Annotated in this window: 9 protein-coding genes; 2 read left to right on the top strand and 7 right to left on the bottom strand. The window is 70.4% G+C overall.

What is annotated here, in order from left to right:
* Nucleotides 1-313: 313 nt before the first annotated feature.
* The 3 genes from ACY1JF_RS26730 to ACY1JF_RS26720 all read right to left on the bottom strand — a co-directional run bounded on the left by ACY1JF_RS26730 (nucleotide 314) and on the right by ACY1JF_RS26720 (nucleotide 2,430).
* On the bottom strand, nucleotides 314-958 hold the full coding sequence (locus ACY1JF_RS26730) for a hypothetical protein (protein WP_462707813.1): 645 nt from the start codon (nucleotides 956-958) through the stop codon (nucleotides 314-316).
* 68 nt (nucleotides 959-1,026) lie between these two features.
* Nucleotides 1,027-1,728, bottom strand: coding sequence for a ribonuclease HII (locus ACY1JF_RS26725; RefSeq protein WP_462707812.1), 702 nt, complete (start codon nucleotides 1,726-1,728; stop codon nucleotides 1,027-1,029).
* Nucleotides 1,729-1,809: 81 nt separating this feature from the next.
* A complete protein-coding gene (locus ACY1JF_RS26720; RefSeq protein WP_462707811.1) occupies nucleotides 1,810-2,430 on the bottom strand; it encodes a TetR/AcrR family transcriptional regulator in 621 nt (206 codons plus the stop codon).
* A gap of 217 nt (nucleotides 2,431-2,647) precedes the next feature.
* Here ACY1JF_RS26720 and ACY1JF_RS26715 point away from each other — a divergent pair, with 217 nt between their 5' ends.
* Nucleotides 2,648-4,195, top strand: a complete 1,548-nt coding sequence (locus ACY1JF_RS26715) for an MFS transporter (RefSeq protein WP_462707810.1) — start codon at nucleotides 2,648-2,650, stop codon at nucleotides 4,193-4,195.
* Between the two features lie 458 nt (nucleotides 4,196-4,653).
* On the opposite strand, the gene ACY1JF_RS26710 is transcribed toward ACY1JF_RS26715, so the two are convergent.
* The 3 genes from ACY1JF_RS26710 to ACY1JF_RS26700 form a co-directional block, all read right to left on the bottom strand.
* Nucleotides 4,654-5,583: an ADP-ribosylglycohydrolase family protein gene (locus ACY1JF_RS26710; RefSeq protein WP_462707809.1), complete on the bottom strand. Its 930-nt coding sequence runs from the start codon at nucleotides 5,581-5,583 to the stop codon at nucleotides 4,654-4,656.
* Between the two features lie 19 nt (nucleotides 5,584-5,602).
* Complete coding sequence (locus tag ACY1JF_RS26705; RefSeq protein ID WP_462707808.1) at nucleotides 5,603-6,262, bottom strand: histidine phosphatase family protein; 660 nt, start codon at nucleotides 6,260-6,262, stop codon at nucleotides 5,603-5,605.
* Between the two features lie 84 nt (nucleotides 6,263-6,346).
* On the bottom strand, nucleotides 6,347-6,952 hold the full coding sequence (locus tag ACY1JF_RS26700; protein WP_462707807.1) for a YdbC family protein: 606 nt from the start codon (nucleotides 6,950-6,952) through the stop codon (nucleotides 6,347-6,349).
* 156 nt (nucleotides 6,953-7,108) lie between these two features.
* On the opposite strand from ACY1JF_RS26700, the gene ACY1JF_RS26695 reads away from it, so the two are divergent.
* On the top strand, nucleotides 7,109-7,642 hold the full coding sequence (locus ACY1JF_RS26695) for a TerD family protein (protein WP_462707806.1): 534 nt from the start codon (nucleotides 7,109-7,111) through the stop codon (nucleotides 7,640-7,642).
* 68 nt (nucleotides 7,643-7,710) lie between these two features.
* Here ACY1JF_RS26695 and ACY1JF_RS26690 read toward each other — a convergent pair whose 3' ends face one another.
* A complete protein-coding gene (locus tag ACY1JF_RS26690) occupies nucleotides 7,711-10,599 on the bottom strand; it encodes a vitamin B12-dependent ribonucleotide reductase (RefSeq protein WP_462707805.1) in 2,889 nt (962 codons plus the stop codon).
* Nucleotides 10,600-10,742 lie beyond the last annotated feature (143 nt).

The following is a 10,742-nucleotide window of genomic DNA, read 5'->3' as shown; positions in this document are numbered from 1 at the left end:
CGGATGGCAGGGGTTCGGCGAGGGCCGGGGCGGACGCCGCCCCCATTCGGCTTCGACTCCGGAGCCCGTCGCCACGTCGGAGGCCCCGCTCCCCCCCCCTCACACCCGGCACGGCGCGCGTCCGGACCGGCCGGACCGCGGAGGGAGACGAACACCCCGGCACCCACGGGGCACCGGACGTCGGCGTCACCGCGTCACGTGATGCCGCAGAGCCTGCCCCGCCCGCCCCGGACAGACGAAAGCCGCCGCCGTACGGATGTCGTACGGCGGCTCCTTCGTCACTCCGGCGCGGACCCGGCGCGAGGGAGCCGGCTCAGGCCTTCGCGCCCAGCACCGCGTTGATCCGCTGCGGGTCGCCGCAGACGATCAGCAGGGCACCGGCACGCGCGTGGGCCAGCGACAACGCGGTGGCGGCAGCGGCCTCGGAACCACCGTTGACCGCCACGACGACCACGGGCCGGGCCGCGGCACGGTCCGCGACGGCCGCGTCGGCGTAGAAGACGTCATCGCCCGCGTCGTGCTGAGCCCAGTAGGAGGCGTCGCCGAAGGACAGTTCGTGGGCGGCCCACGGATGTGACTCGCCGGTGGTGAGCACCAGCACGTCACCGGGGGCGCGACCCGAGTCCAGCAGCAGGTCCACGGCTTCCTCGGCGGCGTCGAGGGCGCCTTCGACCGAAGCCGGGATCAACTGGATCTGCGGGGCGGCCGAAGCCGCGGGACGGGCCGCCGAGGGGCCGGCGGAACCCGACGGACCCGGCTTGGCCGCGGCCGCGTCACGTGACGTGCGCTGCGCCGGGGGTGCGGGACGGACCGGGCCGGGACGCCCGGGGCGCGGCGGGGCCGCGGGGCGGGGACCGGGAACGGGGCGGGGGGTCGGCGCGGTACGGCCGCTGGCCGGAGTGGCGCGGGGACCCTGGGCACTCTCGTGAATCTGAGGCTCCTCGGGAATGAGAGGCATGAGTTGATTTTTATCAAACGTTGGTGCGGTTCGCGCCAGCGGGTGGCACATACGCACGGACGGCGGCGTCAGAAATCGAAACCGAGCTGACCCTCGATCTCCGGAACGCTTCCCTCCGCCAGGCCGCGGGCCTTCTTGAGGTGCCGCCACTGGGGCAGCGCATCAAGATACGCCCACGACATCCGGTGGTACGGGGTGGGGCCCCGCTCCGCCAGTGCGGCCTTGTGCACGGGCGACGGATACCCGGCGTTGTCCGCAAAACCGAAGTCTGCATGGTCGATACCCAGTTCGGCCATCATTTTGTCGCGCTGGACCTTGGCGATCACCGAGGCCGCCGCGACCGCCACGCACGACCGATCCCCCTTGATCACCGTGCGTACCCGCCAGGGCGCCCCGAGGTAGTCGTGCTTGCCGTCGAGGATGACCGCGTCGGGACGGACCGGCAGGGCCTCCAGGGCGCGGACCGCCGCGAGACGCAGCGCGGCCGTCATCCCCAGGCGGTCGATCTCCTCGGGGGAGGCGTGTCCCAGGGCGTACGACGTCACCCAGGTCCGCAGCACTTCGGCCAGCTCGCCCCGTCGCTTGACGGTGAGCAGTTTGGAATCGGTGAGACCCTCCGGGGGCCGGCGCAGGCCGGTGACGGCCGCGCAGACGGTGACGGGGCCGGCCCACGCGCCACGCCCCACCTCGTCGACACCGGCAACGGTCTTCGCTCCGGTCGTGGCGCGAAGAGAGCGCTCAACGGCGTGGGTGGGTGGTTCGTACGGCATGGCGCTCATAGCGTACGCCGCCCCGAACCGCCGCCGGCACCCCGGTTCCCTCAACGGCCCCGGGCCCTCCCCCGCACACCGTCAGGAACCGAGAGGGCGCAGCAGCGGGACCATCAACTGGTCGACCATCTCCTCGATCTCCGAGTCCGTCCATTCGCAACCGCACACTTTTGAGCGGTACATCATCATGGCCGGGACAGCGTCGAAGACATAGCTGTTCGCCGCGTCGGAGCGCACCTCTTTTCGCTCGATACCACGGTTGATCACCTCTCGGAGCAATGCCATGGTCGGCTCGATCACCCCTTCCACGATCACGGCGTGGAAGCGTTCCGCCTGCAAGGTGTCGCACTCGTGAATGACCGAGCGCAGGGCGAACCCGGACCGGGAGAACATGGCGTCGCGCGCCCTGCGGCACAGGGAGAGGAGATCCTCACGCACATCCCCCAGGTCCGGCGCGGTGTCGAAACGCGGCAGCCCGGACCGCAGCGCGTCCGCGACGAGGTCCTCCTTGGACGGCCATCGCCGGTAGACGGCGGCCTTGCCGGTCTGGGCGCCGGCGGCCACCCCCTCCATCGTCAGCCCGTTCCAGCCGACCGTGCCGAGCTGCTCCAGCGCCGCGTCGAGGATCGCGCGTTCGAGCACGGCTCCACGTCGGCGGGAGACCGCCTGAGCGGAGGCGGCCTCCCAGTGCGAAGTAGTCATTCCTGCTGCCTCCAGAGGCATACGAAGCGGGGATCGGGGTGGGGACGCGCCGCATGGCCGCGAGGGGACCGGATCGCGAGCGGGGTAGAGACGGGGAGCGAGGGCGGGGCACACGACATCGTCGACAGTGAACGGTTGCGTTCACTGTCCGGGAGTCACTACGGTCGACATGGCAGTGAACGCCAACGTTCACTACGGCTCTCGTGGGGGATTCACAGTGACAGCCTCTCCGTTGATCCAAGACCAGAAGCCGGGCCCGGCCCGCAGGAACCGGCGTCCCGGCATCGCGCTCACCGTCATCGCGGCCTGCCAACTCATGGTGGTACTCGACGCGACGATTGTGAACATCGCTCTCCCGCACATTCAAGAAGCTCTGCGCTTCAGCACCACCGACCTCACCTGGGTCGTCAGTTCCTACACGCTCACCTTCGGCGGCCTGCTGCTCCTCGGCGGCCGTGCCGGTGACATCCTCGGCCGCCGCCGGGTCTTCATGACCGGCATCCTGGTCTTCACCTTCGCCTCGCTGCTCGGTGGATTCGCCCAGGAGCCCTGGCAGTTGCTGGCCGCGCGGGTGCTTCAGGGCATGGGGGGCGCGATCGCGTCCCCGACCTCCCTGGCCCTCATCACCACGACGTTCGCCGAGGGCCCGGAGCGCAACCGCGCCTTCGGTGTCTTCGCCGCCGTCTCCGCGGGAGGCGGCGCCATAGGCCTGCTGGCGGGCGGCATGCTCACCGAGTGGCTCGACTGGCGCTGGGTGCTCTTCGTCAACGTGCCCATCGGCCTGCTGATAGCCGCCCTCGCACCCCTGTACATCAACGAGTCCGAACGGCACTCCGGCCGCTTCGACATCGCCGGCGCGGTGACCTCCACGGCGGGCATGGCGACCCTGGTGTACGGCTTCATCCGGGCCGCGGACGAGGGCTGGCGGGACAGCCTGACCATCGGCTCCTTCGGGGCCGCCGCGATCCTGCTGCTGGCGTTCGTACGCATCGAGTCCCGGGCCCGGGAACCGATCACCCCGCTGCGGATGTTCACCGACCGCAACCGCTCCGGCACCTATGTGATCATGCTGAGTCTGGCCGCCGCGATGTTCGGGATGTTCTTCTACATCGTGCTGTTCGTCCAGAACGTACTGGGCTACAGCCCCATCGAGGCCGGGCTCGCCTTCCTGCCCGTCACCGTGGTGATCGCGCTGGGCGCCGGTCTGTCCCAGCGTTTCCTCCCCGTGTTCGGCCCCAAGCCGTTCATGATCGCCGGCTCGGCGCTGGCGGCGACCGGGCTGGCCTGGCAGGCGCTCATCAGCTCCGACAGCTCGTACGCGGGCGGGGTGCTGGGCCCCATGCTCGTCTTCGGCTTCGGCATGGGGCTGAACTTCGTCACGCTGACGCTCACTGCGGTCTCCGGCGTCGCCCAGCACGAGGCGGGCGCGGCCTCCGGCCTGCTCAACGCCATGCAGCAGGTCGGCGGAGCACTCGGGCTGTCCATCCTGACGACCGTGTTCGGCACGGCGAGCAGGAACGAGGCGGAGAAGCAACTGCCGGGCTTCCTCGCCGACAGTTCGCCGGAGCAGAAGGCCGAGTTCGCCCGGACGCAGCAGCTTCCCGCGCCCTGGGGGCACGACGTACTGGCGCAGGGCATCTCCGCTGCGTTCATCCCCGCCGCCGCGATGGCCGTGCTTGCCCTGGCCACGGCCTGGCTGGTGATCCGGGTCCGCAAGAGCGACCTGGAGGCCCTGTCCGGCACCGCCGGACCCGGCGTCGGATGAGGAGACGGCGCCGCGGGCCGGCCGGGGCCGGTCGGCAGGTCTGTGCCCCTCAGCCCGCCGACGGCCGCCTCGCCGGCCCGCGGCAGCCGTGCCCCACGGCTCCGCCGCCTTCGGTGCCGCCCGCGAGCATGGGTCCCCCGCCCGCCGCGCACCGGACAGCGGCAGTGCGCGCGGCAACCGGACCAGCGCGCCCGGCGAGACGGCGTGAGCGGACCCGTCCGGGGCCCGTATACCCAGCGCGGACACGACGAGCACGGACGTGACCACGGCCGACACGGCCACGACCGACAGGACCACCGCCCACACGGCCACGACCGACAGGAACTCCATGACCGCCCCCCTCCCGGCACTCGGGTGAGCCGTGCGCGGCCTGACGCCTCACACAGCACTTGTCGCGACAACGAGCGGCCGGTCACGGAGAGTTCCCGTCATGCGCGAAGAGTCACCGGCGTCACGGCTCAGGCCGTCGGCGTCATCCACTCCGGCAGCGCTTCCGTCCGTTCCGCCCAGGCCGGGGGCGGGGCCCCGGTCCGTCCCGCGGCGATCACGCCGCCCACGATGGCGCAGGTCGTGTCCACGTCCCCACCGACCTGGGCCGTCGTCCAGAAGCCCCGCTCGTAGTCTCCGAGGGACCGGGCCGCCGACCAGAGAGCGAACGGAACCGTGTCGTGAGCGGTGGTACGCCGGCCGCAGCCCAGGACCGCCGCCACGGTGGCAGCGTCCCCGTAGTCGAGCATGTCCCGGGCACGGCGCAGTCCCGCGCCGACCGCGCTCCTGCCCGGCACGAGCGCGATGACCCCGTCGAGGAGCCCCTCGGCGCCCGGGGAGCCGCCGGGCGCCGCGGCCAGGGCGGCGGCAGCGGCCACGGCCATGGCCCCGACCACCGCTTCCCGGTGCTGGTGCGTGGGGTAGGCGGAGATCTCCGCCTGATGCGTGGCCTGCTCGGGGTCGTCCGCGTACCAGGCGCCCAGCGGGGCGACGCGCATCGCGGCGCCGTTGCCCCAGGAGCCCTGTCCGTCGAAGAGCGCGGCGGCGAGTTCCCGCCAGTCACCGCCCTCGCGGACCAGCCGCAGGAGCCGGTTGACCGCGGGGCCGTAGCCACGGTCGAAGTCATGGCGCTCCGCGAAGGAGCGCGCCAGCGCGTCCTGGTCGATGCGCTGGTGAGCGGCGAGTACGGCCACCACCGAGCAGGCCATCTCCGTGTCGTCCGTCCACTGCCAGGTGCCGGGCGGTACCTCGCGCCGCTTCAGCAGGGGGTGGTTGACGGGTACGAAGTACTGCGAGCCGAGCGCGTCGCCCACCGCCAGTCCGCGCAGACTGGCCAGGGCGCGCTCCAGGCGCTCCGCGGTGGACGCGGGACGTCCCTCGGCAGGAGATCGTGCGGTCATGGCCCGCCACCCCATCCAGTCATCCGTTCATCCAGTACGGCTCCGGGTCCCGCCAGCGGTCGAACGGCCGGTCGAGCCGGTACTTGCCGTCTTCACCGAGAACGAGCATCCGTATCTCGCCGTTACCCGGATTGGACAGCGACTCGAACTCCGCGACCGTCCAGTGGAACCACCGCATGCAGAACAGCCGCATGGCCAGGCCGTGCGTCACCAGCAGCACGTTGGGCGGGTGGTCGGGGGCCTCGAAGCTGCGGAAGAGGCTCTCCAGGAAGCCGCCCACCCGGTCGTACACGTCGGCGCCGGACTCGCCCTGGGCGAAGCGGTAGAAGAAGTGGCCGTAGGCGTCCCGGTACGCCTTCTGCAGGCGGACGTCCTCGCGGTCCTGCCAGTTCCCCCAGTCCTGCTCACGCAGCCGGGGCTCCTCCCTGACGCGTATGAGAGCGGGGTCGAGGCGGAAGGCGCGCAGTGTCTCGTGCGTGCGCCGGTAGGGGGAGACGTAGACGCTGACCCGCTCGCGGCCGAACACCTCGCGCAGCTGCTCACCCGCCCGTTCGGCCTCCCGCCGGCCCTGGTCGGTCAGGCCCAGCGCGTGGTCGGGCTCACGCTCGTACACGGAGTCGTCAACGTTGCCCGTTGACTCGCCGTGCCGGACAAGGACGATGCGCCGTGGTCGTGCCATGCCAAAACCCTAGATCGCGGCGACCGCCGCCGAGCACCCGGCCGGGCTCCTTACGGCGTAGATCACACCGTCGCCACCCCCGCTTCACACGGTCCAGGACGGTTCCAGCTCCACGATGTCCCCGGTGAGAGCCTCGATGTCGGCCTCCGTCTGGGCGCGCAGGGCGAGCCGCTCCACCCGTTCGGTGCGGTACTTGCCGTGCTCGGCGGCGGCCTCCCACATCGACAGCACCAGGTACTCGTTGCCCGGCGCCTCGCCGAACAGGCCGCGGACCATGCCGGGCGAGCCGGCCATCGCGGGGTTCCACACCTTCTCCTGCATCAGGACGAAGTGCTCGGCGCGCTCCTCGCGCACCCGGCAGAGGGCCACCCGCACCAGATCGGCGTCCGTGAAACGCGGTTCGAAGCCGGTCTTCACGTCGAAGCGGTGGTCGAAGAGCCTGGTCCTGGTGTCCTTGAAGGTGCCCGACTGGGCGGCGGCGAGCCGGTCGTGGGAGCGGGCCATGAAGGAGTCGTAGAAGGTGCGGCTCTCCCAGAAGGTGAACACGTGTGCCACACCCGGACGTATCCGGCTCCAGCCTCCGCCCTGTCCGCGAAAACCCGGCTCCCCCGGAAGCCCCGCCCACTTCCGCTGCCCCCGCTCGAACCCGCGGCGGTCCACCACGGTGCAGCGAATCCACTTGACCAGCACCGCGCCATGGTAAGGCCAGGGAAGGCGGCCCCGGTCATCCTTGCGAGGTCCGCTTTCCGCCCGCGCACCGGCATGCGTGGCAGGATGGACAACCGGCCGTCACTGTCCGGCAGTTGGGGTGGACGGGCAGGACGGGCTACTGGGAAGGGGAAGTGAGTGAACGGCCTCAGCAAGGGGATCCGCAAGGTCGAGGTCGCCCTGAGGTGGGACCCGAACCCGGCGGGTGAGCCGCCGGCCGATCTGGACTTGGTCGCCGCGACCTACCCGGCGGGCGATCCGTACGGCGATCCCTCCTACGTGGTGCACTTCGACAGCCGTTCCCCCGACGGCACCATCTATCTCAACCGGGACAGCCAGGACGGCAAGGGCTTCGGCTTCGACGAGGTCATGACGCTGGAACTGGAACGGCTCGACACCCGGTACGCGCGCGTGGTGGTCGGTGTGGTCATACAGCAGCGTGCCGGCCGGCGGACCTTCGTCGGCGTGACCCACCCGGGCCTGCGCATCCGTGAGGGTTACACCGAGCTCGCCTCGACCGACTTCGGGAACGTCCTGGGGGCGACGGCGGCCACGGTCGCGGAGTTCGTCCGGGACGAGGACGGGGCGTGGGAGTTCCGTGCCGGCGTGCACGGCTACGAGGACGATCCCGTCGACTTCCCCAGGGCCATGGGAGCGGTGCGGCGGCCCTGACGGGCACCGGGCCATGGGCAAGGGGCGGTGGCCATGGCCACCGCCCCTTGCTCATGGGGTCCTACGCGTCAGCTGCAGCCGCTGGTCGAGCCGCAGCCCTCGCAGATGTAGCAGGAACCGGCCCGCTGCATCTTCGTGCCGCAGGAGAAGCACAGCGGGGCGTCGGCCTGGATGCCCAGCTGCATCTCCACCAGCTCGGCGCTGGTGTGCGCCTGCTTCGGCGCGGGCTTGGCCGCCTCGGCCCCGGCCTTCGGCGTGGCCACCGCCTTCAGCTCCTGGGCGCGCGGCGCCGACTGGGCCAGGCCCTCCACGTCGACCTCGTCGTCCGACGGCTCGTAGGAACCGGTCTCCAGGTGACGCTGGCGCTCCTCGGCGGAGTGGATGCCGAGCGCGGAACGCGTCTCGAAGGGCAGGAAGTCCAGCGCCAGGCGGCGGAAGATGTAGTCGACGATCGACTGCGCCATCCGCACGTCCGGGTCGTCGGTCATGCCGGCCGGCTCGAAGCGCATGTTGGTGAACTTCGAGACGTACGTCTCCAGCGGCACGCCGTACTGGAGGCCGACGGAGACCGCGATGGAGAAGGCGTCCATCATGCCCGCGAGGGTCGAGCCCTGCTTGGACATCTTGAGGAAGACCTCGCCGAGACCGTCGTCCGGGTAGGAGTTGGCGGTCATGTAGCCCTCGGCGCCGCCGACGGTGAAGGACGTGGTGATGCCGGGGCGTCCCTTCGGGAGGCGCTTGCGGACCGGACGGTACTCGACGACCTTCTCGACCTTGGTCTCGACGGCCGCGGGGGCCTCGGTCTTCTCCTCCTTGACGTCCTTCGTCTTGGCGGAGAGCGGCTGGCCGACCTTGCAGTTGTCGCGGTAGATCGCCAGCGCCTTGACGCCGAGTTTCCAGGCCTCGAAGTAGATCTCCTCGACCTCCTCGACGGTCGCCGACTCCGGCATGTTGACCGTCTTGGAGATGGCGCCGGAGATCCACGGCTGGATCGCGGCCATCATGCGGACGTGGCCCATCGGGGAGATGGCCCGCTCGCCCATGGCGCAGTCGAACACCTCGTAGTGCTCGGGCTTGAGGGAGGGGGCGTCGATCACATTGCCGTGCTCGGCGATGTGGGCGACGATCGCCTCGATCTGCTCCTCCTGGTAACCCAGGCGGCGCAGGGCCTGCGGCACGGTGCCGTTGACGATCTGCATCGAGCCGCCGCCGACCAGCTTCTTGAACTTGACCAGCGCGAGGTCGGGCTCGACACCGGTGGTGTCGCAGGACATCGCCAGGCCGATGGTGCCGGTCGGGGCGAGGACGGACGCCTGGGAGTTACGGAAACCGTTCTTCTCGCCGAGGCGCAGCACGTCCTGCCAGGCCTCGGTGGCGGCGGCCCACACCGGGGTGTCCAGGTCGTCCATGCGCACGGCCGCGCCGTTGGCGTCGGCGTGCTGCCTCATGACGCGCTGGTGGGCGTCGGCGTTGCGGGCGTAGCCGTCGTACGGGCCGACGACCGCGGCCAGCTCCGCGGAGCGGCGGTAGGCGGTGCCCGTCATCAGGGAGGTGATGGCGCCGGCGAGGGAACGGCCGCCGTCGGAGTCGTAGGCGTGGCCGGTCGCCATCAGCAGGGCGCCGAGGTTGGCGTAGCCGATGCCGAGCTGGCGGAAGGCGCGGGTGTTCTCGCCGATCTTCTGGGTCGGGAAGTCCGCGAAGCAGATCGAGATGTCCATCGCGGTGATGACCAGCTCGACGACCTTCTGGAAGCGGTCGGCCTCGAAGGACTGGTTGCCCTTGCCGTCGTCCTTCAGGAACTTCATCAGGTTCAGCGAGGCCAGGTTGCAGGACGTGTTGTCCAGGTGCATGTACTCGCTGCAGGGGTTCGAGCCGTTGATCCGGCCGGACTCCGGGCAGGTGTGCCAGTGGTTGATGGTGTCGTCGTACTGGATGCCCGGGTCGGCACACGCCCAGGCCGCCTCGGCCATCTTGCGGAAGAGGCTCTTGGCCTCGACCTCCTCGATGACCTCGCCGGTCATCCGGGCCCGCAGGCCGAACTTGCCGCCCTGCTCGACCGCCTTCATGAACTCGTCGTTCACACGGACCGAGTTGTTGGCGTTCTGGTACTGGACGGACGTGATGTCGTCGCCGCCCAGGTCCATGTCGAAGCCCGCGTCGCGCAGGGCGCGGATCTTCTCCTCCTCCGAGACCTTGGTCTGGATGAAGTCCTCGACGTCGGGGTGGTCGACGTCCAGGATGACCATCTTGGCGGCGCGGCGGGTGGCACCGCCGGACTTGATCGTGCCGGCGGAGGCGTCGGCGCCCCGCATGAAGGAGACCGGGCCGGAGGCGTTGCCGCCCGAGGAGAGCAGCTCCTTGGAAGAGCGGATGCGGGAGAGGTTCAGGCCGGCGCCGGAGCCGCCCTTGAAGATCATGCCCTCTTCCTTGTACCAGTCGAGGATCGACTCCATGGAGTCGTCGACGGACAGGATGAAGCAGGCGGAGACCTGCTGCGGCTGGGGCGTGCCCACGTTGAACCAGACGGGGCTGTTGAAGCTGAAGATCTGGTGCAGGAGGGCGTAGGCCAGCTCGTGCTCGAAGATCTCGGCGTCGGCGGGCGAGGCGAAGTACTTGTACTCCTCACCGGCCTTCCGGTACGTCTTCACGATGCGGTCGATCAGCTGCTTGAGGCTGGTCTCGCGCTGCGGGGTGCCGACGGCGCCCCGGAAGTACTTGCTGGTGACGATGTTGACCGCGTTCACCGACCAGAAGTCGGGGAACTCGACGCCGCGCTGCTCGAAGTTGACCGAGCCGTCGCGCCAATTGGTCATGACGACGTCACGACGCTCCCAGGCCACCTCGTCGTAGGGGTGGACCCCGGGGGTGGTGTGGATGCGCTCGACGCGGAGTCCCCTGCTCGCCTTGGTGCCCTTGGCGCGGGAACTCCGTGCCGGACCGCTCGCCGTCTCTGTCATGCCGCCTCCCTGATACGGGCGAAAACGCCCTGAAGTGCCCCGATGTTCCGTGGCACGGTGTTCTGTCTGGTGTCGCGGGCCCTCTCGCCGCGCCCGCGACAGGTCTCTTCTCCGCCGCCGTCCGGCCGGCCCCGGCTCCTCGC

The sequence above is a fragment of the Streptomyces sp. SYSU D01066-1 genome, assembly GCF_054956795.1.
This window is presented reverse-complemented; position numbering and strand designations above follow the sequence as displayed.

Coding starts and splice junctions, on each gene's coding strand:
- ACY1JF_RS26690 (WP_462707805.1), bottom strand. CDS start 10,599: ATGACAGAGACGGCGAGCGGTCCGGCACGGAGTTCCCGCGCCAAGGGC.
- ACY1JF_RS26725 (WP_462707812.1), bottom strand. CDS start 1,728: ATGCCGTACGAACCACCCACCCACGCCGTTGAGCGCTCTCTTCGCGCC.
- ACY1JF_RS26705 (WP_462707808.1), bottom strand. CDS start 6,262: ATGGCACGACCACGGCGCATCGTCCTTGTCCGGCACGGCGAGTCAACG.
- ACY1JF_RS26730 (WP_462707813.1), bottom strand. CDS start 958: ATGCCTCTCATTCCCGAGGAGCCTCAGATTCACGAGAGTGCCCAGGGT.
- ACY1JF_RS26710 (WP_462707809.1), bottom strand. CDS start 5,583: ATGACCGCACGATCTCCTGCCGAGGGACGTCCCGCGTCCACCGCGGAG.
- ACY1JF_RS26720 (WP_462707811.1), bottom strand. CDS start 2,430: ATGACTACTTCGCACTGGGAGGCCGCCTCCGCTCAGGCGGTCTCCCGC.